The following is a 23,889-nucleotide window of genomic DNA, read 5'->3' on the forward strand; positions in this document are numbered from 1 at the left end:
CGGCGACGGCCTTCATATTGCGGACTACCCGCGTGGTCGAAGCCGCGCCGGAACCGCCCGACTACCCGAGCACCCCGGAGCCGAGAGGCGGTCGGGCGCTTCGGTTCGCCGTGACCGGCTCGGTACCCAACGCTTCTGTAGGTGGATTTTCCCTCAAACCCGGCTTCCGTTCGGCGACCGGCCATGCCATTGCAATCGCATACTGAATTCTGTTTTCCTGGGGCTTCAATGAACACCATCATCCGGCTTTTCGCCGTCGGCGCGTCGGCGCTGGCCATCACCTCGGCCGCCTCCGCTGCCGATCTCATCATCGATACCCCGGTGGAAGCCGGCGTGGTTCAGGCCAGCGGCAACTGGGACGGGCCGTTTGTCGGCGTGTTCGGTGGCTATGGCTGGGCCGCCCTCCATGCGGACGCCGCACCGGGCGCGGTGTTCCCCGAGCCGGCCGGCCGGCTGCTCGGCGTCAACGCCGGCGCCAACTTCACGCTGGATAACGGCATCGTGCTGGGTGTCGTCGGCGACATCGCCTGGGCCGACATCACCGACACGCTGGTCGCACCAGGGCCCAGCAGCTTCACGTCGGCAATCGACTGGCAGGGTTCGCTGCGTGGCCGGATCGGCTTCGACGGCGGCGCCTTCCTGCCCTATCTGACGGCCGGCCTGGCCGTGGCGCACAACAGCATCGACGTCACGCTGGTGCCGCCCCCCGGTTTTGCCGACGATGCCATGCATGTCGGCTGGACGGTCGGCGCCGGTGTCGAGTTCGCCGCCACCGAGGACCTCTCGGTCGACCTGCAGTATCGCTACAGCGATTACGGCGATGCCGACTACACGTTCGGAATCTTTACCAACACGCTCGGCCTCACCTCGCACCAGGTCACCGTCGGGCTCAACTGGGGCTTCTGATCCCCGGCCAGCAACGAGCCTTCGCGGGCGGCTTCGGCCGCCCGCTGTCGTTTCCGGCTACCACAGGTTCCGGCCGTCGATCACCGAAACCGGCAGCGACGTCATGAGCTCGTAGTCGTCGAGGATCTTGAGGTTGATGGCGAACTTGCGCCCGGTGGGAATCTGGTCGGAGTTCAGCGACTCCATCGTGTAGTCGGGCGAGATGCCGTGGGTGGTGCAGCCGCAATTGCTGCAGAAGAAATGCTCGTTGAAGCCGTTCGGGGCATAGCGGCCGGGGTGGTCGGCGCGGACGATCCGGACCTCCTCGGGCCGGTAATAGGCCCAGAGCCCGCCCGATTTGGTGCACCAGCTGCAGGTGCACTGGGTGGCCTCGGTCGGCGGATGGGGCAGCTCGATCCGGGTGGCGCCGCAGTGGCAGGTGGCGAGGGTGGTCATCGGGGTCTCCTTGGTTGGTGACCCCAATGTGGCTGACGGATGCTGACAGAGCGTGTCAGCAGCGGCCTAGCACCACTCGCGCTGCGCCCCGCCCCAGCGGTGGGCCAGGCCCTCGGTCACCAGCTGCGCGCCGAGCGAGGCGCCGTTGCGGGTGACGATGCGGAGCTTGCGGCCATATTTGTCCTCGTCGCGATCGGCGGGCTCGAGCGCGAACGGGCCGGCATTGAGCAGCGCCGCCAGCCGCGCCGTCGCCCGGTCCCCCAGTGCCTTCTCGGCCGGGCAGGCGAAATCGCGCACCTCGGGCGTATCGATGTCGGCGATGCGGTACTTCGTGCCCTCGAGCCAGAAGGTGTCGCCATCGACCACGCAGGTGCTGCGATGGCCGCTGCCGCAGATCGGGAAGCTGGCGGCGACGGCGGGGAGCGAGATCGCCGGGGCGGGAGCGAGGCGCGGCAGTTGCAGCGGCACGCTCCCCAGCACCAGGCTCGCCAGCGCGGCGCTGGTGGCGAAGGCCAGCAGCATCAGCCACAGCGTGGTCCAGCGGGCATTGCTGCGGCGCCGCGTGGGCAATGCCACCACTCGCCGCCCGAACCGCTCGACCCGTGCCATCGCCGCCCCCTGGGAATCACTGGCGGCGACGCTTCCATGTCCGCCCGACCAGCGCGGCAAGGAAACCCCGTAAGGATGAATGCGCGGTTCACGGCAGGAAAAAGGGCCGGCAGGAGGACTGCCGGCCCCTCGTGGTGGGATGCGTCGTCGGTCAGGAAGCGGGCATCTGCTGCGGCGGCTGCGGCAATTGCTGGTTGAGGAACACCGGCACCACGGCCTTCATGATCTCGACATTGGCCGGGTTGAAGAACACGCTGATGTGGCTGGTGCCGGGGAGAACCAGCAGCTGGGTCTTGGGCAAGCCGTTCATGTCGCCGTTGACGATGCCGCCCGCCGCGTTGTGGTGCTTGGCGATGTAGTCGAGCCCGACGATATCGGCGTCGCCGTAGATATAGAGCGAGGGCACGCTGATCTTGGCGAACTCAGCCGACCAGTCGAACGGGGTGAGGTCGAGCTGCTTCAGCTTCTCGACCAGGGTGGGGAAGTTCTCCGGGTGCGGGTTCAACCGCTTGTACTCGGCCTCGAACGGGGTGCCGGCGAACATCTCGGGGGTGATCCCCTCGATCATCTTCATGAAGTCGGGGCCCATCGTTGTCTCGTCGTACTTGTAGCCGGCGGAGGCGGCGACGATGCGGGTGACCTTTTCGGGGTGATCGATGGCGAAGCGGATGGCGACGCCGCCGCCCATCGAGAAGCCGAACACGGCCGTCTTGTCGATCTTGAGCTCGTCAAGCAGCGCGGCCACGTCATCAGACATGCCTTCGTAGGTGATCGGGGTGTCGCGATCGCTGGTGTGGCCGTGGCTCTGCAGCTCGACAGCGATCACCTTGTGGTCCTTGGCGAGGGTGGGGATCATCCCGGCCCAGTTGCTGTCGATCGACATATAGGCGCCGTGCAGCAGCACGATCGGGTCACCTTCGCCATGCACCTCGTAGTACATGTCGAGGCCGTTGATTTTGGCAGTCTCGGCCTGCGCGGCAGAGGCAAAGCCGAGGGCAAGGGCGGCGGCAAGAAGGGCGGTTTTCATCATCTCTCTCCTGTTGTCGTCGGCGCGGGTTCACTTGCGCCTTCTGACTTCACGACGAGCGGCAAAATCCGGAATCGACACGGCCGGGGAAAAAACTTCAGCGGGCGATCGAGGTTCCTCAATCCCCGCGCTTTCGGGGCGTGGTAATCTCGCCCGATGTTCGAGCACTTCGTCACCGCCCAGGACCCGATCTACCCCGACGTGCTGGCCGAGCTGCGTGCCGGGCGGAAGACCACGCACTGGATGTGGTTCATCTTCCCGCAGCTCCGCGTCCTCGGCCGCAGCCCGACCGCGCAGCGCTTCGGCATTGCGGATCTAGGTGAGGCGCGGGCTTTTCTCGTACACTCCGTTTTGGGACCGCGATTGATCGAGTGCACCGAGGCGGTCAATGGCGTCAGCGGGCGGACGGCGCACGAGATCTTCGCCTCGCCGGACGACCTGAAGTTCCGCTCGTCGATGACGCTGTTCGCGCATGCGGCGGATGAGCCGACGCCATTCCGGCGAGCGCTAGCGAAGTACTATGAGGGAGCAGAAGACCCGCTGACGCTGGCCGAGCTTTAGCCCTCGGCCTCTAGCGCGGCGATCAGCTCGGTCTCGCTCTCGTAGTTGCCGAGTTCGGCCAGCGCGGTTTCTAGCATGGCGACGCGGCGCTTGATGGTGCGGTGTTGTTCGGCTTTTGCGGCAACCTGAGCGTCGAGCCGCTCGACGAAGATGTTGCGGTCTTCGTCCGTCCGGCGGATGCGGCTACGCAGCGTCTGAAGCGCGCCGATCTCGATATCGACGCGGCCGAGGGCCCGGCGGGAGTCGGCGAGACCGGTTTCCACGGCTGCGGACATCTGGGCGATGAAATCGACGCGCTCCAGCTTCAGCCCGGTGGCGATGGCGGTGCTGACCGCGGCGTCGAACATGTCGGCGAGGATCGCGGCCACCTCGCGGCGATAGCTGGTTACTGCCTCGTCGTCGATGATGCCGGTTTCGTCGAACAGGCGGCGCGAGTCGGGATCGGAGAGCAGCCCGAAGGCCCGAACGACGATGACAAAATGCTCGGGATCGCCGCCGCGGTCGGGGTGGGCGACCTGCACCTTGCGGCGGTAGGCCTGCTTGATGTCGGCGGCGCGAGCGGCTCTGCCGACGCCCAGCACGTCATAGGGATCGAACGCGGTCATCGCTGGGCTCATAGCAGGTCGGCGGCGGCGGTTGAAGCCAAGGGTAGCGGTGCGAGTGAAATCTGCCTATATCCCCGAATATGTCTCCCACTGTTCCGACTTCGCCGCTCAAGCCCTTCTCCGCCATCGTATTCGACATGGATGGCACGTTGCTCGACACCGAAATGGTGTTCAAGCAGATCGTCTGGGATGTCAGCGCCGATCTCGGCTTCGAAATGACCGACGGCATCCATCATGCGATGGTCGGCTCGAGCCACGAGACCACCAATCGCCTGCTCGTCGAAGCCTATGGCGTCAGCTTCCCCTACTCGATCTTCGATGAGAAGTGCCGGGTGTTGATGAAGCAGAAGATGAGCGAAGTGGTGCCGGTGAAGGCCGGGGTGCACGAACTGCTCGCGGAGCTCAAGGCGCGGCGCATTCCCGCCGCGGTCGCCACCTCCTCGCGGGCACCGCATGCGCTCGGGCACCTGGGCGGCGCCGGCATTCTCTCGATGTTCGAGGCGGTGGTGACGCGCGACGACGTGATCAACCCCAAGCCGCACCCCGAGCCTTACCTCCTGGCGGCGGGACGGCTTAGCGTCGATCCGTCGCTCTGCATCGCGGTCGAGGACTCGCATACGGGGGTACGCGCGGCACACGCCGCCGGCATGCAGACTATCATGGTGCCCGACATCGTCGCGCCGTCCGACGAGATCAGCGCGCTCTGCGTTGCCGTGATGCATAGTCTTCACGAGTTGCGCGCCGCCGCCTTCACGGCAGCCTGACCGGCCTCCAAGACCAGCTGGAATCGATCGACCAATCCTCGCGCCCCGCAGGGCGCGAGAGACTGTGTCGTTCGGGCAACGATTCGGATCGATTAACTTTTATCGACTTCCGCAAACCTGCCTTAGCCATCTCCAAAACCCATTAAAATCAGGGCTTTCGCCCCTGCCCGAGAGGCATTAACCTCAAATTAGGAACCTAAGATTCATGGTTAAGTAACTGTAAATTCTGGGTTCCATCGTTGTCCAAGCTCGGCTAGGGTCCGGGCTTGGGTAACTAACCAAGCTGGGCTGCCTCGGGGGCGGCATCGGGGGAAGGTAGGCGGATTGCGAGCAGGGTCGATCGCACCAGCGATGCGTACAATTACGCATGCATTGGCGTTCGCCGCAGCAGCACTCGTGCTGCTCGTGACTTTTGCTCCGTCGTCTGCTGAAGAACTCTCCATCGACACTGTGGTTCCCGCTGCCTTCACCCAGGCAGTGTCCCTCAAGCGCGAAGAATTCCAGGCCAGCACCCAGCCGAAGCTCACCAACGACGTGCTTCAGGCCTATGTCGCCCGCAAGCAGCAGCTCGACAATTTCGAGGGTTTCGACGTTCCGGCCCCGAAGGCGGAACTGACCGAAGCCATGCTGATGGGCTACATCGCCAAGCGCCAGAACCAGGCGCTCGATGCGATCGAGAGCGTCGATTTCTCGAACAAGCCGGCACTCACCGCCTCGGTGCTCACCAACTACGTGCAGGCTGATTTCGTGCCGACCACGAAGCGGGTGAAACTGGCCGAAGGCGAAAAGCTCTGCCTGGCCCAGGCGATCTATCACGAAGCGCGCGGCGAAAGCCGTGATGGGCAGCTCGCGGTCGCCAACGTCATCATCAATCGGGCGATGAGCAAGAAGTACCCGTCAACGATCTGCGGCGTGGTGTTCCAGAACGCCGACAAGGGCCGCTACAAGTGCCAGTTCACTTTCGCATGCGATGGCCGCTCCGACATGGGCCGTGAGCGCACGGCGTGGAACCGCTCGATCAAGATGGCCGAGGACGCGTTCTACGAGTTCCAGCGCGGTGAGCGCCCGGGAGTGGTGCCGAACTCGGCGCTGTTCTACCACACCACGGCAGTGGCCCCGAACTGGTCCCACACCTTCCACCGCGTCGCCGCTATCGGCTCGCACGTGTTTTATTCGAAGAACTGAGACCTAGCGGTTTCCGGATGAATGGCCCCTGAACGGGGCCATTTCGTTTTGGGGAGGCAGTGTTTGCTCATCCTCCCAGCCCACCGGCCGTCATCCCGGCGAAAGCCGGGACCCAGTGCGCCGACCCAGCCTCATGCAAGATGGCTCCGACCTTGCTGTGATGGACCGGACGGGACGTGCCTGGTCGGCCGTCCGAGCAATGGGTCCCGGCTTTCGCCGGGATGACGGTCGGCGGGTGGGGTGGCTGAGGTGAGGGAGCCCCAATCCCCGCTCGCGCGGGGATCGTCATGCTCAGTCGATGTGTCCCGCCTATTCCGCCGCCACCTGTACCGTCTCGAACTTGCGATAGTTCGTCGCGAACAGGTCCTGCAGCTTCGTCGCTGCCGCGTCATAGGCCGTGACGTCGGCCCAGTTGGCGCGCGGGTCCAACGCCCGGGGCGTTACGCCTTCGACGCGCAGCGGTACTTCCATGCCGAACAGCGGTTCTACCCGCATCTCGCCGGTCTCGAGTTCACCCGACAGCGCCGCGTCGAGCAGCCGGCGGGTGGTGGCGATGTCGATGCGCTTGCCGACGCCATAGCCTCCGCCGGTCCAGCCGGTGTTGAGCAGGTAGATGCGGGCGCCCGTCGCCTCGAGCCGCTGTTCCAGAAGCCGGCCGTAGACCGTCGGGTGCAGCGGCATGAACGGCGCGCCGAAGCAGGCCGAGAACGTCGCCACTGGCTCGGTGACGCCGCGCTCGGTGCCCGCGACTTTCGCCGTGTAGCCCGAGAGGAAGTGGAACACCGCCTGCTCCGGGGTCAGCTTGGCGATCGGCGGCAATACGCCGAACGCATCGGCGGTGAGAAACACCACGGTGCGCGGCTTGCCACCGACACCGCCTTTGGCCACCGCCGGCAGGGTTTCGAGCGGATAGGCAGCGCGGGTGTTCTCGGTGAGCGAGATGTCGTCGTAGAGCGGCACCAGCGCGTCATCGAGCTTCAAATTCTCGAGCACGGTGCCGAAGCGCTGCGTTGCCATGTGGATCTGCGGCTCGGCGGCGGGGCTGAGCTTGACGGTCTTGGCGTAGCAGCCGCCCTCGAGGTTGAACACGCCATCGGGGGTCCAGCCGTGCTCGTCGTCGCCGATGAGTAGTCGCTCGGGGTCGTTCGAAAGCGTCGTCTTGCCGGTGCCCGAGAGGCCGAAGAACAGCGCCACGTCGCCGTCGCGACCGATATTGGCCGAGCAGTGCATCGGCATAGTATCGGCGAACGGCGCATGGAAGTTGAACAGCGAGAACACCGACTTCTTGATCTCGCCGGCATAGGCGGTGCCGGCGATCAGCACCAGCTTTCGCGCCATGTCGAGGGCGATCACCGTGCCGGTGCGGCTGCCGTGGCGGGCCGGGTCGGCGATGAAGCCGGGGAGATGGAGGATGGTGACATCGGTCACTCCGCCCACCGTTTCCGGGCGGATCAGCAGGTTGCGGATGAACAGCGCATGCCAGGCCGTCTCGGTGATGACGCTGATGCGCATCTGGTGGCGCTCGTCGGCGCCGGCGAGCAGGTGCTGGCCGTGGAGGGTCCGTCCGTCGGTGGCGGCGATCATGTCGGCGAGCAGCCGCTCGAACTGCTCGGGCGCCATCGGCTGGTTGTTGTCCCACCAGACCTGATGCTCGGTCGCGGCGTCGCGGACGATGAACTTGTCCTTCACGGAACGGCCGGTGAACACACCGGTGGTGACGGCGAGCGCACCGCCGGCAGCGAGCCGGCCTTCGCCGCTGGTAAGCGCGGTTTCCACCAAAGTGGGGGGCAGTTCGTCCCACCGGACATGCGCCAAAGCGCCGATCCGGGTTGCGAGCTGGTCGTGAATTTGATGGCCCATGGCCGTTACCCTCGGTCTGGAATGACCATGAGTTACGGCCTTGTAGACCCCGCCGCCCATCCGGAAATCCGGCTTAAGACGGAAGTCCTGCGACTTCGGTTGAGTGCGGCATGCTGGCATTCATTGGCTGAACGCCTTATTTATGCGCAATTGTGGCAGTCAATGCTCGCCACAATTCGGGGTGCGAGAGCCACTCGCCCGCCGTGATTTGGATGAAAGGGAGCTCAATGCCCAAGATCGCACTGGTGGACGACGACCGTAACATTCTGACTTCGGTGTCGCTGACGCTCGAGGCCGAAGGCTATCAGGTCGCCACCTATACCGATGGGGCTTCGGGTCTCGAGGGATTGACGGCCGACCGGCCCGACCTCGCCATCCTCGATATCAAGATGCCTCGCATGGACGGCATGGAGCTGCTGCGCCGGCTGCGCCAGAAGTCCGATGTGCCGGTGATCTTCCTCACCTCGAAGGACGAGGAGATCGACGAACTGTTCGGCCTCAAGATGGGCGCCGACGACTTCATCACCAAGCCGTTCAGCCAGCGCCTGCTGGTTGAGCGGGTCAAATCGGTGCTCCGCCGGGCCGCGCCGCGCGACCCCTCTGCCGCCCCCGGCACACCCGGCAGCGAGGCCGCACCCAGCAAGGCGCTGATCGAGCGTGGATCGCTGGTAATGGACGAAGAGCGCCACACCTGCACCTGGAAGGGTCAGCGCGTCACCCTGACCGTCACCGAGTTTCTCATCCTCCAGGCCCTGGCGCTGCGCCCCGGCGTGGTCAAGTCGCGCAACGCGCTGATGGACGCGGCCTACGACGACCAGGTCTATGTCGACGATCGCACCATCGACAGCCACATCAAGCGGCTGAGGAAGAAGTTCAAGGCGGTTGACGACGATTTCGAGATGATCGAAACCCTCTACGGCGTAGGCTACCGCTTCAAGGAGCAGTAAGAGGACAATTGGCCGTCACCGAAGAGGAGTTGCCGGGTCCGAGGCCCGCATCCGCGGAGGTCGGCATCATGCCGAAGCTCAACCGGATCGCCGGAGCCGTCGGTACGTTCGTGCTCGCTGCGATCAAGCAGATCCAGCGCCTGTTGGCGCTGACGATCTTTTCGAGCCTCGCCCGCCGCATCATCGTGCTCAATCTCGCCGGCCTCGCCGTGCTGGTGATCGGCATCCTGTTCCTCAACCAATGGCGCACCGGGCTGATCGAAGCGCGGGTGCAGAGCCTGCGCGTCCAGGGCGAAATCATCGCCGCGGCGATCGCGGCTTCGGCTACGGTCGATAGCGACGTCATCACCGTCAATCCGGACCGGCTGATCGAGCTGCAGGGCAGCGAGGTAGTCTCGCCGCTGAGCTTCTTCGACCCCAGCCTCGAATTCCCGGTCAATCCCGAGCGCGTTGCGCCGCTGCTCCGTAACCTCGTCACCCCGACCCGGACGCGGGCCCGCATCTACGACCAGCAGGGCCTGTTGATCCTCGACAGCGCCAATCTCTATGCGCGCGGCGAAGTGCTGCGGCAGATCAAGCCGGCGGATAGCGGCACGTTCTTCCTGCTCGACTGGTGGAACGCGCTGGTCGACTGGCTGCCGGGCGACGACTATCCGCAATACCAGGAGTTCGGGGCCGACGAAGGCACCCGCTACCCCGAGGTGTCGGCGGCGCTCGGCGGCGCCGCGACCGCGATCGTCCGCGTCGATGCAAAGCGCCAGCTGGTGGTGTCGGTGGCGGTGCCGATCCAGCGGGTGCGCGCCAATGTCGGCGTGCTGCTGCTCTCCACCCAGCCGGGCGACATCGACCAGATCGCCACGGCGGAACGCTGGGGGATCCTGCGCATCGCGCTGGTCGCCGGTGGCGTGACCATCATCCTGTCGCTGCTGCTCGCCGGCACCATTGCCGGGCCGCTGCGCCGGCTGGCCGGAGCCGCCGAACAGGTGCACTCGACGGTCACCAGCCGCACCGAGATCCCGGATTTCTCCGACCGTACCGACGAGGTCGGGCACCTCAGCAAGGCGCTGCGCTCGATGACTTCGGCGCTCTATAACCGCATCGAGGCGATCGAACGCTTCGCCGCCGACGTAGCGCATGAGCTGAAGAACCCGCTGACGTCGCTGCGCTCCGCGGTCGAAACCCTGCCGCGAGCCCGCCGCGCCGAGGATCGCGAACGGCTCAACGCCATCATCCAGCACGACGTGCGCCGGCTCGACCGGCTGATCTCCGATATCTCCAACGCCAGCCGGCTCGATGCCGAACTGGCGCGGCAGAGCGCCGAGCGGGTGGATGTCGCCCAGTTGGCCGACGCCATGGTGTCGATCCAGAAGGACGTGGCGGCCAACCGCAAGGTCGATGTCGTGCTGGAAAAGCACGTCAGCCGCTACGTGCCGGTGGTGCTCGGCCATGACAGCCGGCTGGCCCAGGTGATCAACAACCTGATCGACAATGCGGTGTCGTTCTCGCCCGAGGGCGGCAAGGTGCTGGTGAACGTCTCCACCAACGAGGACACCATCACCATCGTCGTCACCGACGAGGGGCCGGGCATCCGCGGCGATATCAGCCGGATCTTCCAGCGGTTCTACACCGATCGCCCGGACGGCGAGCATTTCGGCGATCACTCCGGCCTCGGCCTCGCCATCTCCAAGCAGATCGTCGAGGCGCATGCCGGCAGCATTACTGCGGCCAATCGCGACGATCGCAGCGGCGCCAAGTTTACCGTCAAGCTGAGACGCGCCGCGGCCGAGAAGCGCCGGTGACCACCACTCACAATATCCACGCGAGCGGACTGGTGCTGGGTGGCATCGGCCTGATCCTTCGCGGGCCGCCGGGCTCCGGCAAGTCACTGCTGGCACTCGCCTTGCTCGACCAGTGGGACGCCCGAGGACTCGAAGCGACACTGGTGTCGGACGACCGCGTCGAGATTGTCACCGGCAACGGCGCGCTTCGCATGCGACCGGCGCCGAACATCGAAGGGCTGATCGAGCTGCGCGGCCGCGGCATCGTCAAGCGCCCCTTCGTCGAAGAGGCGCCGCTGCACCTTGTCATCGACCTGGTCGAGACGCTGGAACGCATGCTCGAGGACGATGCGCTGGTCACCGAGCTGTTCGGCGTCACCCTGCCCCGGGCACCGGTTCCACGGGCCGGCGTGATCGATACGTGGCACCAGTTGCTGCTGATCGGGGAGGCAATCCGGGAGCTCGGTTCACAGCCGCGAGTGGCGCGACAAAAAACCACTTGAATCAGGCTCGCCATGGGGCAAGACTCCCGCTTCCTCTGGGAGCCCTAGTTGCCCGGCCGGAACCTGCGAGACTTTGGGGATATTGCATGATCGGCATGGTTCTGGTGACGCACGGGGCGCTCGCCGTTGAGTTCAAGTCCGCCCTCGAGCACGTCGTCGGCCCGCAGGAGATGGTGGAAACCATCGCCATCGGCCCCGATGACGACATGGAAGAGCGGCGCAACGACATCCTCAGATGCGTCGATGCGGCCGACCAGGGCCAGGGCGTCGTGATCCTCACCGACATGTTCGGCGGCACCCCATCCAACCTCGCCATCTCGATCATGCAGCAGCGCGAAGTCGAGGTGATCGCCGGGGTCAACCTGCCGATGCTGGTGAAGCTCGCCCGAGTCCGCGCCGACCTCGAAATCAAGCAGGCGGTGAAGGAAGCCGCCGAAGCCGGCCGGAAATACATCAACGTGGCCAGCGAGACGCTTGGCGGTTAAGCCGAAATCCGGCATCTTAGCGTGATGGATACCGCAGCTGGTTCGGATCGGGCACTCGCGCAGCAATTGACCATCGTCAATCGCAAGGGTCTGCATGCGCGGGCTTCGGCCCGGTTCGTGCGCACCGCGGAGTGCTTCGATGCCGAGATCAAGGTGGTTCGTGACGGGCAGGCGGTTTCGGGCAATTCGATCATGGGCCTGATGATGCTGGGCGCCGGCCCGGGCTCCACCATCCTCGTGCAGGCCACCGGCAAGCAGGCCCGCGAGGCGCTCGATGCCATCACCACGCTGGTGAACAACGGCTTCGACGAGGATTCGGACGGCGCTGCGGCCTAAAGGCCGGTTTATCCCCCTGATACCATCTCGCCCTATGTTGGGAACGCCCGGGCAGATCGGCCCGTTGCGCAGTCGTGTCGAGACCGGTCGGAGAACCAGATGCGCAGAACGCTTGCCCTGCTCGGCGGCCTCGTGGTTGGCGCCGGGCTCAGCCAGTTCCCCGAGTATGCCCAGCAGTACACGCAGCGTCTCGGCGGGGCGGTCGACGAACTGAGGATTATCACCGAGGATTTTGACAGGGCTGCAAAGGAGGCCGGGCTTGGTCGCGATGAGGCGATCGATCGGTTCTCGAAGACCGGTGACGGCTTTATCGCGGCACGCGGCGAGTCGATGGCGCGCACCTTCAAGCGCTACGAGGAGCTCTCTGCCACGCTCGCCGAGGTGCGCAGCGCGGCCGGCTGGGAGCGCTTCACCAAACTGCCCGAGTATCTCGACAGCGAGATCGGCGGCCGCGCGCTCAGGGACTACAAGCCCGCAGTGCCGGTGACGATCGAGGGTTTCGCCTATGCCGGCGCCGGCTTTCTGGTCGGCTATGCCGCGCTTTCGGCCGTGGTCGGCTTCCTGATGCTGCCGTTCAGGCGGCGGCGCATCCGCTATATCGAACGGCGAGAGACATAAAGCTTTCTTTATATCCCGGTTGATAGCGCCGGCCGCCTTCAGTATAAGGCCCCAACACCAGCGATAAGACGGAGAGGGCCGATGGCCAGCAACAACGACTACGTGGTCACCGACATCGGCCTCGCCGATTATGGCCGCAAGGAAATCGGCATGGCCGAGATCGAAATGCCCGGCCTGATGGCGATCCGCGAGGAATATGCCGCCAAACAGCCGCTGAAGGGCGCCCGCATCGCCGGCTCGCTCCACATGACGATCCAGACCGCGGTGCTGATCGAGACGCTGAAGGCGCTCGGCGCCGATGTTCGCTGGGTCAGCTGCAACATCTTTTCGACCCAGGACCACGCCGCCGCCGCCATTGCCGCCGCCGGCATCTCGGTGTTCGCCAAGAAGGGCGAGAGCCTCGAGGAGTACTGGGATTACACCGACCGCATGATGGAGTGGCCGGGCGGCCAGACGCCCAACATGATCCTCGACGATGGTGGCGACGCCACCATGCTGGTGCTGACCGGCGCCAAGGCCGAGACCGATCCGTCGGTGCTGAACAATCCGCATTCCGAGGAAGAGGAAATCTTCTTCGCGCTGATCAAGAAGCGCCTGGCCCAGGATCCGAAGTTCTACTCGAAGATCCGCGCCAACATCCGCGGCGTTTCCGAGGAGACCACCACGGGCGTGATGCGGCTCTACCAGCTGCAGCAGAAGGGCGAGCTGCCGTTCCCGGCGATCAACGTCAACGACAGCGTCACCAAGTCGAAGTTCGACAACAAGTACGGCACCCGTGAATCGCTGGTCGACGCGATCCGTCGCGGCACCGACGTGATGCTCGCCGGCAAGGTGGCGATCGTCTGCGGCTATGGCGACGTCGGCAAGGGTTCGGCCCAGTCGCTGCGCGGCGCCGGCGCTCGTGTTCTGGTCACCGAAGTCGATCCGATCTGCGCGCTGCAGGCGGCCATGGACGGCTACGAGGTCGTCACCCTCGAGGACGCGGCGCACCGCGCCGACATCGTCGTCACCGCCACGGGGAACAAGGACGTCGTCAGCCTCGACGACATCCGCAACCTCAAGGACATGGCGATCGTCTGCAACATCGGCCACTTCGACAACGAGATCCAGGTTGCGGAGCTCCGCAACTTCAAGTGGACCAACGTCAAGCCGCAGGTCGATATCGTCGAGCTCTCGGCCGGCAAGCGCATCGTGCTGCTGTCGGAAGGGCGCCTCGTCAACCTCGGCAACGCCACCGGCCACCCGAGCTTCGTGATGAGCGCCTCGTTCGCCAACCAGACGCTGGCGCAGATCGAACTGTGGACCAACGGCGACAAGCTGACCAAGGCCGTGCACGTCCTGCCCAAGCATCTCGACGAGAAAGTCGCGGAGCTGCACCTCGCCAAGCTCGGCGCCAAGCTGACCAAGCTGTCGAAGCCGCAGGCGGAGTATATCGGCGTCAGCCAGACCGGGCCGTTCAAGTCCGAGCAGTACCGCTACTGATCCGCGGCATCGCTACAAGTTTCCGAAGGGCGTCCCGCAGGGCGCCCTTTCTCATTGCACCAGCGGAAGTGTGAGTGCCTTCTCCCTTTGTGGGAGAAGGTAGACCGGCGGCCGCCGCTGCCCACTCGGCAAAATAATCCGCCCAAATCACCGCGGCGTTAACGAAGCGTTCACTGTTCGGACTCGGGTCAACTCCCAATCTCGGGGCATTCCCCGCTGTTCACATACAATTAGACTCTTTTTGCGCGATTCCGAGCCCGGTAAGGTCTGGTGATTCGGCGGTTACGGGTTTTGACCGGCCGGATGCGCGGCGAATCAGTGGGGCTCGGCGCGCCAGCAAGTGCGGTGTTCGCCGTCCGCTTCGGGCGGCGCTGAGCGGCATAATCGGTTAGGGGCAGTATATGGCGCCGGATAGGGTCCGGAACGATTGGGGATTCGCAGGTTTATCAGCGAGTCTGGTAACCCTTTTGAGCGCGTCGCCTGCCCTTGCCCAAGGGATCACCGCCAACAACGTGATGGGCGCTGCGCCCGTCGCCATTGCACTCGGGGCCGGCGCTTTCGCGCTGATCGCCATGGCGCTGGTGCGCCGCATGCTGCACGACAACCGTTCGGCCCGGCACCGCGCCGCCGAGCAGATCGCCAGCCTTCGCGCCCGCGTCGATGAGTACGAAGCCCTGCTCTCGGGGGGGCGCGAGATCATCGTGCTGTGGGCCAGCGCCGGCGAGGGTCCGCGCTTCCTCGGCCAGGCTTCGGCCCTGCTGCCACCCGGGCGGCGCGCCGAAGCGGTGCTCGATTTCGGCTCCTGGCTCGGCGAGGCCGATGCCGAGCGGATGGCCCGCTCGATCGAAAACCTGCGGGTCGGCGGTCGCGGCTTCGAGCTGACACTGAAGGCGCATGATGGCCGCACCGTCCGCGCCTCCGGCTCGCTGCTCGGCAATGGCGCTGCGCTGCGGCTGCGGCCAGCGGTGACGCAGCCCTCGGGTGAACTCATCCCGGCTGGCGTTCCCGCCGTGGCGCAGACGACTACCGATTACGCCACTGCCCGCACCGTCCTCGCCAGCCTCGGCAAGCCGGCGTTCCTCCGCGACGGGACCGGCCGCCTGGTGTTCGCCAATGCCGCCTATCACGACCTCGCCCGGGCCCTCGGTCGCAAGACCAGCGAGAGCCAGCCGGCCGAGCTGGTCGATTACGGCCTGCTGCAGCGCAACCGCGCCGTGCTGGGCGATGCCCGCAAGCCGCAGAGCACCATGGTGACGCTGGGCGAGATCGGCGATTTCGAGGTCGTCGACTTCCCGGTCAATGGCGGCTCCGCCGGGTACCTGCATGCCCGGCAGGACAGTGCGCCGCGCGATGCCGGTCTCTCCCATCTCTCGGCAATCATCGACGCGCTGGCGACGCCGATCGCGATCTTCAACGCCAATCGCGAACTGGTGCAGTTCAACCGCGCCTACTGCACGCTGTGGGACATCGACCCGACCTGGCTGAAGCTCGGCATGGACGAGCGCGCTATCCTCGACAAGCTGCGCACCGACGGCAAACTGCCGAACGAGCCGGACTATCAGGGCTGGCGGACACGGCACCTCGCCTCGTACCAGCTGCGGGTCCCCAAGGAACTCGAGGCCTGGCACCTGCCCGATGGTCGCACCGTGCAGGTGATCGCGGCGCCGGCCGGCCCGAAGGGCGGGGTGATCTATGTGTTCGAGGACATCACCGACCAGCTCAACCTCAAGAGCCAGCACAAGGTGGTGCTGGATGTACAGCGCTCGACGCTGAATGCGCTGAGCGAGGCCGTGGCGGTGTTCGGCACCAATGGCCGGCTGACGCTCAGCAACCCAAAACTCTCGACGTTGTGGAAGCTGCCAGCGAACCTGCTCAGCGAGACCCCGCATATCGACCAGATCGCCGAAGCCGCGTCGCGGGCGCTGCCGGATGACGGAGCGACGATCTGGCGCGACCTGAAGCGCTCGATCATCGACCTCAACCCGACCCGGTCGGATCGGCAGGGCCGGATCACCCGGGCCGACGGCAAGCTGATCGACTACGCCGTGGTGCGGCTGCCCGACGGGCAGACGATGATGACCTTCCTCGATGTGACCGAGAGCGCCAACTACCAGCGGGTGCTGAAAGAGCGGAACGACGCGCTGATCACGGCCGACCGGCTGAAGGATGCGTTCGTGCAGAACGTCTCGTACGAACTGCGCTCGCCGCTCACTAACATCATTGGCTTTGCGGACCTGCTCGCCTCCGGCACTGCCGGTGAGCTCAACGACAAGCAGCGCAGCTACACCGATTTCATTCGTGCCTCGAGCGCGACGCTGGGCGTGCTGATCGACAACATCCTCGATCTCGCGACGGTCGATGCGGGGATCGCCGAACTGCAGCCGGAGTTGCAGGATGTCGGGGCGCTGGTCGACAAGGCCCGCGCCGGGTTGGCAGCCACCTTCCCCGATATCGATGGCGAGCCGTCGCTCAACCTCAAGGTGGTGATCGAGCCCGACCTGCCGCCGTTCAACGCCGACGGCACGCGCATCGTCAACGTGCTCTACAACCTCTTGTCGAACGCGGCCCGCTTCTCGGAGCCGGGCGGCGAGGTGAAGCTCACGGTCAGCGGCCGCACCGGGCGCATCCAGTTCATCGTCGAGGATGAAGGTGCGCCGATGAGCGAGGAAATGCGCCTGGCGCTGCTCGATCGCAACGACGCACTCGCGGGTGCGGCGCGGCAGCGCGGGGCCGGGCTGGGGCTCTCGATCGTCCGCGCCTTCGTCAACCTCCATGGCGGCACCATCAATGTCGAGCGGCGTGAGCCGCGCGGCACAAGAGTGGTGGTCAGCCTGCCGAGCGACGCGGCGATGGTCGGCGCGGCCGAGTAGGGCTTTGCGTCCGGCGCCATCCTCGGCTATCCGAACTCGATGAGCACCGAGCCGCAGACCCTGTTCCTCGCCGATGATGATGCGACCGCCGATCTCGGCCGCCGCCTCGCGGCGGTTCTGCGGCCCGGCGACCTGGTGCTGCTCGAGGGCGATCTCGGTGCAGGCAAGACGGCGCTGGCGCGGACGGTGGTTCGCACGCTGGTCGGCGATCTCAGGCTCGACGTTCCCTCCCCCAGCTTCGCGCTGGTGCAGCCCTACGAGGCGAACGGCACGCCGGTGCTGCATGCCGACCTCTACCGGCTCGGCGGTCCGCGCGAGGTCGACGAACTGGGGCTGTTCGACCGGGCCGATGCGATCGTCCTGGTCGAGTGGCCCGAGCGTTCGGACGAGGTGGTGGAGCGGGCGACCGTGGCTATCAAGCTCGCCATTCCACCGGGCGGCGAGGGTCGGAGCGCGACGATCCGCTTCGCCGACGGGCGGGCCGTCTAGCGCGCTGGACTTCATCGGCCTCAACAAGTCAAATCGCCCACCATGCGCCGCGACTCGCTCTTCACCATCGCGCCCCACGCGCCTTTCCTCGCGACGCTCGCCGAGCGGGTGCTCGATGGCACGTTGCTGGGCGACTGGTCGCGCGAAGGCCCGTTCTGGCTGAGCGACGTCACCATCATCCTCCCCACGCGCCGCGCCCGGTTCGGGCTGGCGGAGGAGTTCGCCAAGCGCCTCGGCGGCACGGTGCTGCTGCCCGATATCCGCACCTTCGGTGGCGAGGTGGCCGATGAGGAGCCATTCCTGCCGCCCACCGACGCGCCCGCCAGCAGGCCGGCCGCCTCACTGCTCGAACGGCGGCTGACGCTGTCGCACCTGGTGCGGCTGTTCGCCGAGCGGGCCGAGAGCTTTGCCACTCCGCCCAACCCGGCGGAGATCTTCTGGCTCGCCGACTCGCTGGGCGAGGTGATCGACGACTTCACCATCGAGGACGTGTCGCCCGACAAGCTTAGGGATCTGGTGCCGGAAGAGCTGGCGGGGAACTGGCAGAAGGTGCTGGAATTCCTCGACGTGGCGCTGAAAGCCTGGCCGGCGATCCTCGCGGAGCGTGGTCGGATCGATGCAGCCGCAGCGCGTAACGAGCGGCTGTTGCGGCAGGCGGCGACAGCCGAGTTCGCATATGGCGAGCGGCCGGTCATCGCCGCTGGCTCGACGGGCTCGATTCCGGCAACCGCCGCACTGCTCAAGGCCATCGCCAAGCTGCGGCGCGGCGTGCTGGTGCTGCCGGGGCTCGACACGTCGTTCACCCCTGATCGGCATGAGCGGATGCTCGGCGGCGAGACAACACAGGGTCATCCGCAATATGGCCTGATGAAGCTCCTGCGAGGCCTCGACGCTGGTGTCGGCGAAGTCGAGGAGCTGGCGGGGGAAGCACATCGCACGGCGCTGGTGCGGGCGGCGCTGGCGCCGGCCAGCGAGACGCCGGCCTGGCCGATCCTCCGCTCGGACATTCCGGTGTGCAGAGCGCTCGAAGGCGTCAGCATCCTGGCAGCGCGCAATGCCGATGTCGAAGCGCGGGCAATTGCCCTCGCGGCGCGCTCCGCCCTCGCCGAACTCAAGACCGTCGGCATTGTGGCGCGCGATCAGACGCTGGCCCGGCGTATCGCGGCGGAACTCAAGCGCCACGGCGTCGAAGTCGATGACGCCGCAGGTACGCCTCTGTTCCAGTCCAGCGCCGGGCGGCTGGCGCGGCAGGTGCTCGCGGTCGCGACGGACAATTATGCACCGGTGGATATCATCGCCCTGCTCCGCAACGCGGCGGTCTCGCTCGATCTCGACCGCTACGCAGTGCGGCGCCTCGCCGACATCATCGACTTGAAGTTGCGCGCGGTACGCCCGGCGGCCGGGATTGCCGGACTGCGAGAACTCTCGGATCACGAGGACCTGCCGCAGTTGCTCGACAAGCTCGACGCGGCGATGCAGCCGGTCTTTGCGCTGGGGCAGCACGAGCGGATAACGGCGCCTGATCTCGCATCGGCGCTGCTCACCACTATGGACGTGCTGATCGGCGATGCCGAATTGCCGGGCATGCCGGAGTTCCGCCGCTGGGCTGGGGAACTGACCTCGCTCGACCAGGGCGGCACTGCCTTTGCGCCGTTCGACCTGGAGGCTGTGCTCGAAGCGCTGCTGGCCGGCACCAAGACGCAGGATCCGGTCCCGACCCGCGACGACATCCACATCTGGGGCGAGCTCGAAGCGCGCCTGCAGAACCCGGACCTGATGATCCTCGCCGGCATGAACGAGGATATCTGGCCACCGGTGGCCGATCCCGGTCCATGGCTCAGCCGCGGTATGCGGATCGGCATCGGGCTCGAGCCGCCCGAGCGGCGGCAGGGGCAGGCGGCGCACGATTTCGCCATGGCGGTCGGCAATGCCGAGGTGCTGATTGCCTATGCCGAGCGCATCGGCACGTCGCCGGCGCTCCCGTCGCCGCTGCTGCAGCGGCTCTATGCCTTCATCGGCGAGGCGGATGCCAAGGTGGTGAAGGCGCGCGGCGCGCGCTGGCTGGCGCAGGCCGAGGCGATCGACTTCGCCGGCGTGCCGCGCCCCGCGGACCGGCCGGTGCCCAATCCGCCCGCTAGCATCCGGCCGCGGCGGCTGTCGATCACCGAGATCGAGCCGCTGATGCGCTCGCCCTACGACATCTATGCCAAGCACGTGCTGGCACTGCGCCGCATCGAGCCGCTGGGCACCGAGCCGAGTGCCCGCGAGCGCGGCACGATGATCCACGGCGTGTTCGAGAAGTTCATCGCGGCCGGACTCGACCTCGATCTGCCGGAGGCCCTGCCGGAAATGATGGGCATGGCGCGCGATGCCTTTGCCGGGCTCGACGCCATCAAGGAGCGACGCGACATCTGGCTCAAGCGCTTCGAGCGCGCGGCGCGGCAGTTCCTCGACTACGAGCGGCGGCGCGACAATGAGATCGTCGAACGCCATGCCGAGACCAAGGGCGAGTGGAAATTCCCGGCGCTCGACAACTTCGCCCTGGTCGGCAAGGCCGACCGGCTCGACGTGAAGCGCGACGGCACGCTGGAGATCATCGACTTCAAGACCGGCGGCGTGCCGCAGCCCAAGGACATGACGGCGTTCGACGCGCCGCAGCTGCTGCTGGAAGCGGCGATGGCGCGGGCCGGGGTATTCCCAGGCATTACCCCGCGCGACAGCTCGGCGCTGACCTACATCAAGATCGGCCTCGGGCCGGCGGCGTTCCAGATCAAGCCGTTCAAGCTGCCAAAGGGCATGAGCCTGATGGACGCAGTGGGCGAGATCGAGCGCCGCATGCAGCGGCATGTCGATGCGTTCCTGCTGCATGACGGGCTGCCGATGGCGGCGCGGATCCGGCCGCGGGTGGAGACCGGCCGCAAATCCTACCCGGGCGACTACGACCACCTCGCCCGCACCGACGAGTGGACACTGACCGCCGGAGTGGACGACCCATGAGCCGGCGACTTCTCAACCCGATGCCGCAGCAGATCGTTGCGGCGCAGCGCGATGCCTCCGATCCGGAACGCAGCGTCTGGGTGACGGCCAATGCCGGCTCGGGCAAGACCTATGTGCTGACCGCCCGCGTGCTGCGGCTGCTGCTGAGCGGCGCCAAGCCCGAGGAGATCCTCTGCCTGACCTACACAAAGGCGGCTGCGGCGGAGATGCGCGGCCGCGTCGCCGAGCGGCTCGGGCAATGGGCCCTCGAAAGCGAAGACGAACTGATCAAGGATCTGACGGCGCTCAGTGGCGTGCCGCCGACACCGGGGATGCGCCTGCGTGCCCGGTCGCTGTTCGCACGCGCCCTCGAAGCGCCCGGCGGCTTGCGCATCCAGACCATCCACGCCTTCTGCGAGAGCGTGCTGCACCGCTTCCCGCGCGAGGCGGGCGTGCCGTTCGATTTCAGCGTGCTGGAGGAGCATCAGCGCGACAGCATGCTGCTCGAAGCCCGGGAGACGGTGATCGCCGCGGGTCTGCGCGGCAGTGGCGAAGCCACGGCGGTGGAGACGCTGTTCGGCCTGCTCAGCGATTTCCAGATCGAGACCGCGATCCTCGAAGCACTGAACCAGCAGCGGACGCTGCGGCGGGTGCTGGCGCAGCCGCGCGTCGCCAAGCGCGAGTTGCGGAAGCTGGTCGGCGATGTCGGCTCGATTGACGAGGTGATGGACGAGATCAGCTCGGGCTACGGGCTCAGCCGCAATGACCACGCTACGATCTTCTCGCTGATCGTGCCCGATCCCTACGGCACCGATTTCGTCGACCGGCTGAGCCAGATCGACCCGGAGCGGCCCGATGCCGACGACCTGCTCGATGCGTTCCTGACTCAGGCGGATCGCACAGCGCGGAAGACGCTGATCAAGAAGGCGACGGCAGTCCTTATCCCCGACGTGGCGGCCCGTGTGGTGGCCGAGGGGCAGCGGATCGAGCGGCTGTACCAGAAGCTGGTGACGGCCGAGCTGGTGGCACGCAGCGAGGCGATGCTCGACGTGGTGGCGGCGATTTCGGCGCATTACGAGAAGGCGAAGCGGGCCCGCTCGCTGCTCGATTTCGACGACCTGATCGAGAAACTCGCAGCGCTGCTGCGCGACGAGGCACAGGGCACGTGGGTGCGCTACAAGCTCGACGCCGGCCTCAGCCATATCCTCGTCGACGAGGGGCAGGACACCAACCCGCTGCAATGGCAGGTGGTGGGCGCGCTGATCGACGATTTCTTCTTCGGCGACAGCGCCGCCGCCGACCGGCCGCGCACGCTATTCGCGGTGGGCGACCAGAAGCAGTCGATCTTCTCGTTCCAGGGCGCCGACCCCGAGGTGTTCGTCGAAGCCGGGCGCCAGTATGCGTTCAGCGCCAAGGCGGCGCATTTCGAGATCACCCCGGTGCCGCTGCGCTACAGCTTCCGCACCCTGCCCAACGTGCTGAACGCCGTGGACGAGGTGTTCAAGCGGGCCGATCTGCGCGATGGGGCGCTGGAGGAGAGCGGCGTCGCGCACAGCACGGCGCGCGCCGATGCCGGTGGGTTGGTGACACTGTGGCCGCCGATCAAGGATCAGGCGGAGGAGACCGACCCGGAGAACTGGCCGACCGAGCCGCCGCTGATCCAGACGCAGAGCGCGCAGCGGCAGGTGGCAGAGCGGATCGCCCGCGAGATCAAGGGCTGGATCGACGCCAAGCGTCCGCTGGGACCGCGCGGCCGCGCGGTCAGCGCCGATGACGTGCTGATCCTCGTGCAGGTGCGCAGCATCCTGTTCCACGAAATCATCCGCGCGCTGATCCGCGCCGGAGTGCCGACGCCGGGGGCGGACCGGCTGGCGGTCACCACCCATATCGGCGTGCTCGACATGATGGCGCTGGGCGATGTGCTCAGCAATCCGGCCGACGACCTGCAACTGGCGGCGCTGCTGCGCTCGCCGCTGTTCGAGGTCAGCGAGGATGAGCTGCTGGCCGTGGCGCAGCCGCGCGGCGACAAGCGGCTGTGGCGGGCGATCGAGGGTTCCGACATCCCATCGGTGAAGGCGGCCTACGACCAGCTCTATCGCTGGCGCAACCGGCTCGATTTCGAGCGGCCGTTCAACTTCTACGCCGACGTGCTCTATGCGGGGGGCGGGCTGCGGCGGATGCGCGGCCGTTTCGGCAGCGAGATCGACGACGTGATGGCCGAGTTCCTCGACCTGGCACTGTCGCACGAGCAATCGACGCAGCCCTCGCTGCTGGGCTTTCTCGCCGAACTCAGGTCGCGCGAAGTGACGATCAAGCGCGAGCTGGCCGAAGGCGGCGCCGGGGTGCGGGTGATGACCGTGCACGGGGCGAAGGGACTCGAGGCACCGATCGTCATCCTCGCCGATGCCGCGATCACCGAGCGCGGCCGCGACCGGCGCAGCATCTATCTCAGGGCTGTGCCGCCGCTGTTCATTCACGCCTCGTCGTCCGCCACCCATGCGCCACAGACCAGCGAGTTCAAGGACGATGCCGACAGTGACCAGCTGAAGGAATACTGGCGTAAGCTCTATGTCGCGATGACCCGGGCCGAGGACGAGCTCTACGTCACCGGCTACCTGACCAAGCAGGGCAAGGTCGATGGCAGCTGGTACAAGGCCATCGAGCAGGGCTTGGGGCCGCTGAGCGAGAGCGTGGTCGATGCCGACGGCAATACCAGCGCGTTGGTCTATCCGAAGGAGCGGCCGGCACCTGCGAAGCTGAAGCCAAGCGAGGCCCTGGTGGGTACCGCTGCCGCCCTGCTCGACCTCACGCCGTTGCCACCCCATCGGGCCCGCAAGGTGTTGCGGCCGTCGAGCCTCGAGGTGCCATCCGATCCGGCTCGCTCGCTGGCGACACGACTGGAAGAGGGGCTCGACCCCGAGACGGCCCGCCTCTCCGGCACCGCACTGCATGCCCTGTTGCAGCACCTCGCGAAAGTGGATCCGGCTGACCGGGCAGCGGTCGCGGCGCGGGCTTTGCCGCTGCTGTTGCCGCAAGCGCCAGATCAGCATGCGCCGCTCGCCGCCAAGGCCATTTCGATCCTCTCCCGTCCGGAGCTCGCGCACCTGTTCACCGAGGGCAGCCGGGCGGAAGTGCCGTTCCTCGCAACCGCCATGCGGAACGGCGAAACGGTGACCATTGCCGGCCGCATCGACCGCATCGTCACCACCTCGGGCGGCGTACTGCTGGTGGATTTCAAGTCCGATGCCGACCCGGTGATGGAACCCGGGCGGGTGAAACCCGGTTATCTGACGCAACTCGGGCTCTATGCGCTTGTTGCAAAGCAGCTTTTCCCGGGGCAGAGGATAGAAGCCGGGATTCTCTGGACTGAGTTGGAATCGCTGCTAAAATTGCCCGACGCTGCTTTGGCGGAAGCGGCGCGGGGGTTCACCATCCGGTGACGTTCGTTGAAGT

Annotated in this window: 20 protein-coding genes; 15 read left to right on the forward strand and 5 right to left on the reverse strand. The window is 66.4% G+C overall.

Annotation, left to right across the window (positions count from 1 at the left end):
- Nucleotides 1–228: 228 nt before the first annotated feature.
- Complete coding sequence (locus AC1DV8_RS06520) at nt 229–906, forward strand: outer membrane protein (RefSeq protein ID WP_477156899.1); 678 nt, start codon at nt 229–231, stop codon at nt 904–906.
- A gap of 57 nt (nt 907–963) precedes the next feature.
- On the opposite strand, the gene AC1DV8_RS06525 is transcribed toward AC1DV8_RS06520, so the two are convergent.
- The 3 genes from AC1DV8_RS06525 to AC1DV8_RS06535 all read right to left on the reverse strand — a co-directional run bounded on the left by AC1DV8_RS06525 (nt 964) and on the right by AC1DV8_RS06535 (nt 2,977).
- On the reverse strand, nt 964–1,341 hold the full coding sequence (locus AC1DV8_RS06525) for a GFA family protein (RefSeq protein ID WP_477156900.1): 378 nt from the start codon (nt 1,339–1,341) through the stop codon (nt 964–966).
- Nucleotides 1,342–1,407: 66 nt separating this feature from the next.
- Nucleotides 1,408–1,950 (reverse strand): thermonuclease family protein, encoded by a 543-nt coding sequence (locus AC1DV8_RS06530; RefSeq protein WP_477156901.1) that lies wholly within the window; start codon nt 1,948–1,950, stop codon nt 1,408–1,410.
- Between the two features lie 151 nt (nt 1,951–2,101).
- The gene (locus AC1DV8_RS06535) at nt 2,102–2,977 is read right to left on the reverse strand and encodes an alpha/beta fold hydrolase (protein ID WP_477156902.1); all 876 of its coding nucleotides are present in this window, start codon (nt 2,975–2,977) and stop codon (nt 2,102–2,104) included.
- Between the two features lie 156 nt (nt 2,978–3,133).
- Here AC1DV8_RS06535 and AC1DV8_RS06540 point away from each other — a divergent pair, with 156 nt between their 5' ends.
- On the forward strand, nt 3,134–3,538 hold the full coding sequence (locus tag AC1DV8_RS06540) for a DUF1810 domain-containing protein (protein ID WP_477156903.1): 405 nt from the start codon (nt 3,134–3,136) through the stop codon (nt 3,536–3,538).
- On the opposite strand, the gene AC1DV8_RS06545 is transcribed toward AC1DV8_RS06540, so the two are convergent.
- Nucleotides 3,535–4,143 carry a J domain-containing protein gene (locus tag AC1DV8_RS06545; protein WP_477156904.1) on the reverse strand — a complete coding sequence of 203 codons (609 nt, stop codon included), beginning with the start codon at nt 4,141–4,143 and terminating at the stop codon, nt 3,535–3,537. The two genes, AC1DV8_RS06540 and AC1DV8_RS06545, sit on opposite strands and share 4 nt — an antisense overlap.
- Nucleotides 4,144–4,223: 80 nt before the next feature.
- On the opposite strand from AC1DV8_RS06545, the gene AC1DV8_RS06550 reads away from it, so the two are divergent.
- On the forward strand, nt 4,224–4,907 hold the full coding sequence (locus AC1DV8_RS06550; protein WP_477151553.1) for an HAD family hydrolase: 684 nt from the start codon (nt 4,224–4,226) through the stop codon (nt 4,905–4,907).
- A 351-nt stretch (nt 4,908–5,258) separates the two neighbouring features.
- Entirely contained in the window at nt 5,259–6,092 is an 834-nt protein-coding gene (locus tag AC1DV8_RS06555) for a cell wall hydrolase (protein WP_477156905.1), read from the forward strand.
- Nucleotides 6,093–6,401: 309 nt separating this feature from the next.
- Here AC1DV8_RS06555 and pckA read toward each other — a convergent pair whose 3' ends face one another.
- Entirely contained in the window at nt 6,402–7,952 is a 1,551-nt protein-coding gene (pckA, locus tag AC1DV8_RS06560) for a phosphoenolpyruvate carboxykinase (ATP) (RefSeq protein WP_477156906.1), read from the reverse strand.
- 227 nt (nt 7,953–8,179) lie between these two features.
- Between pckA and AC1DV8_RS06565 the strand changes: the two genes are divergently transcribed.
- The 11 genes from AC1DV8_RS06565 (at nt 8,180) to addA (ending at nt 23,876) form a co-directional block, all read left to right on the forward strand.
- A complete protein-coding gene (locus tag AC1DV8_RS06565) occupies nt 8,180–8,899 on the forward strand; it encodes a response regulator transcription factor (RefSeq protein ID WP_423065225.1) in 720 nt (239 codons plus the stop codon).
- A gap of 68 nt (nt 8,900–8,967) precedes the next feature.
- The gene (locus tag AC1DV8_RS06570; RefSeq protein ID WP_477151550.1) at nt 8,968–10,698 is read left to right on the forward strand and encodes a stimulus-sensing domain-containing protein; all 1,731 of its coding nucleotides are present in this window, start codon (nt 8,968–8,970) and stop codon (nt 10,696–10,698) included.
- Nucleotides 10,695–11,180 (forward strand): HPr kinase/phosphorylase, encoded by a 486-nt coding sequence (locus AC1DV8_RS06575; RefSeq protein ID WP_477156907.1) that lies wholly within the window; start codon nt 10,695–10,697, stop codon nt 11,178–11,180. The genes AC1DV8_RS06570 and AC1DV8_RS06575 overlap by 4 nt, the downstream gene beginning before the upstream one ends.
- A gap of 86 nt (nt 11,181–11,266) precedes the next feature.
- A complete protein-coding gene (locus AC1DV8_RS06580; protein WP_477151548.1) occupies nt 11,267–11,665 on the forward strand; it encodes a PTS sugar transporter subunit IIA in 399 nt (132 codons plus the stop codon).
- Between the two features lie 24 nt (nt 11,666–11,689).
- Nucleotides 11,690–12,001: an HPr family phosphocarrier protein gene (locus AC1DV8_RS06585; RefSeq protein WP_477151547.1), complete on the forward strand. Its 312-nt coding sequence runs from the start codon at nt 11,690–11,692 to the stop codon at nt 11,999–12,001.
- A 99-nt stretch (nt 12,002–12,100) separates the two neighbouring features.
- Complete coding sequence (locus AC1DV8_RS06590) at nt 12,101–12,619, forward strand: DUF2937 family protein (protein ID WP_477156908.1); 519 nt, start codon at nt 12,101–12,103, stop codon at nt 12,617–12,619.
- Nucleotides 12,620–12,700: 81 nt separating this feature from the next.
- Nucleotides 12,701–14,101, forward strand: a complete 1,401-nt coding sequence (ahcY, locus tag AC1DV8_RS06595) for an adenosylhomocysteinase (protein ID WP_477151545.1) — start codon at nt 12,701–12,703, stop codon at nt 14,099–14,101.
- Between the two features lie 467 nt (nt 14,102–14,568).
- The gene (locus AC1DV8_RS06600) at nt 14,569–16,971 is read left to right on the forward strand and encodes a sensor histidine kinase (RefSeq protein ID WP_477156909.1); all 2,403 of its coding nucleotides are present in this window, start codon (nt 14,569–14,571) and stop codon (nt 16,969–16,971) included.
- Between the two features lie 39 nt (nt 16,972–17,010).
- Nucleotides 17,011–17,460 carry a tRNA (adenosine(37)-N6)-threonylcarbamoyltransferase complex ATPase subunit type 1 TsaE gene (tsaE, locus tag AC1DV8_RS06605; RefSeq protein ID WP_477156910.1) on the forward strand — a complete coding sequence of 150 codons (450 nt, stop codon included), beginning with the start codon at nt 17,011–17,013 and terminating at the stop codon, nt 17,458–17,460.
- Between the two features lie 42 nt (nt 17,461–17,502).
- On the forward strand, nt 17,503–20,457 hold the full coding sequence (gene addB, locus AC1DV8_RS06610) for a double-strand break repair protein AddB (protein WP_477156911.1): 2,955 nt from the start codon (nt 17,503–17,505) through the stop codon (nt 20,455–20,457).
- On the forward strand, nt 20,454–23,876 hold the full coding sequence (addA, locus tag AC1DV8_RS06615) for a double-strand break repair helicase AddA (protein ID WP_477156912.1): 3,423 nt from the start codon (nt 20,454–20,456) through the stop codon (nt 23,874–23,876). The genes addB and addA overlap by 4 nt, the downstream gene beginning before the upstream one ends.
- Nucleotides 23,877–23,889 lie beyond the last annotated feature (13 nt).

The sequence above is a fragment of the Devosia sp. P3_B2 genome (genome assembly GCF_056402875.1).

Excerpts from the sequence above, each read along its gene's own strand:
- AC1DV8_RS06520 (WP_477156899.1), top strand. The coding sequence starts at position 229 with ATGAACACCATCATCCGGCTTTTCGCCGTCGGCGCGTCGGCGCTGGCC.
- AC1DV8_RS06525 (WP_477156900.1), bottom strand. The coding sequence starts at position 1,341 with ATGACCACCCTCGCCACCTGCCACTGCGGCGCCACCCGGATCGAGCTG.
- AC1DV8_RS06530 (WP_477156901.1), bottom strand. The coding sequence starts at position 1,950 with ATGGCACGGGTCGAGCGGTTCGGGCGGCGAGTGGTGGCATTGCCCACG.
- AC1DV8_RS06535 (WP_477156902.1), bottom strand. The coding sequence starts at position 2,977 with ATGAAAACCGCCCTTCTTGCCGCCGCCCTTGCCCTCGGCTTTGCCTCT.
- AC1DV8_RS06540 (WP_477156903.1), top strand. The coding sequence starts at position 3,134 with ATGTTCGAGCACTTCGTCACCGCCCAGGACCCGATCTACCCCGACGTG.
- AC1DV8_RS06545 (WP_477156904.1), bottom strand. The coding sequence starts at position 4,143 with ATGACCGCGTTCGATCCCTATGACGTGCTGGGCGTCGGCAGAGCCGCT.
- AC1DV8_RS06550 (WP_477151553.1), top strand. The coding sequence starts at position 4,224 with ATGTCTCCCACTGTTCCGACTTCGCCGCTCAAGCCCTTCTCCGCCATC.
- AC1DV8_RS06555 (WP_477156905.1), top strand. The coding sequence starts at position 5,259 with ATGCGTACAATTACGCATGCATTGGCGTTCGCCGCAGCAGCACTCGTG.
- pckA (WP_477156906.1), bottom strand. The coding sequence starts at position 7,952 with ATGGGCCATCAAATTCACGACCAGCTCGCAACCCGGATCGGCGCTTTG.
- AC1DV8_RS06565 (WP_423065225.1), top strand. The coding sequence starts at position 8,180 with ATGCCCAAGATCGCACTGGTGGACGACGACCGTAACATTCTGACTTCG.
- AC1DV8_RS06570 (WP_477151550.1), top strand. The coding sequence starts at position 8,968 with ATGCCGAAGCTCAACCGGATCGCCGGAGCCGTCGGTACGTTCGTGCTC.
- AC1DV8_RS06580 (WP_477151548.1), top strand. The coding sequence starts at position 11,267 with ATGATCGGCATGGTTCTGGTGACGCACGGGGCGCTCGCCGTTGAGTTC.
- AC1DV8_RS06585 (WP_477151547.1), top strand. The coding sequence starts at position 11,690 with ATGGATACCGCAGCTGGTTCGGATCGGGCACTCGCGCAGCAATTGACC.
- AC1DV8_RS06590 (WP_477156908.1), top strand. The coding sequence starts at position 12,101 with ATGCGCAGAACGCTTGCCCTGCTCGGCGGCCTCGTGGTTGGCGCCGGG.
- ahcY (WP_477151545.1), top strand. The coding sequence starts at position 12,701 with ATGGCCAGCAACAACGACTACGTGGTCACCGACATCGGCCTCGCCGAT.
- tsaE (WP_477156910.1), top strand. The coding sequence starts at position 17,011 with ATGAGCACCGAGCCGCAGACCCTGTTCCTCGCCGATGATGATGCGACC.
- addB (WP_477156911.1), top strand. The coding sequence starts at position 17,503 with ATGCGCCGCGACTCGCTCTTCACCATCGCGCCCCACGCGCCTTTCCTC.
- addA (WP_477156912.1), top strand. The coding sequence starts at position 20,454 with ATGAGCCGGCGACTTCTCAACCCGATGCCGCAGCAGATCGTTGCGGCG.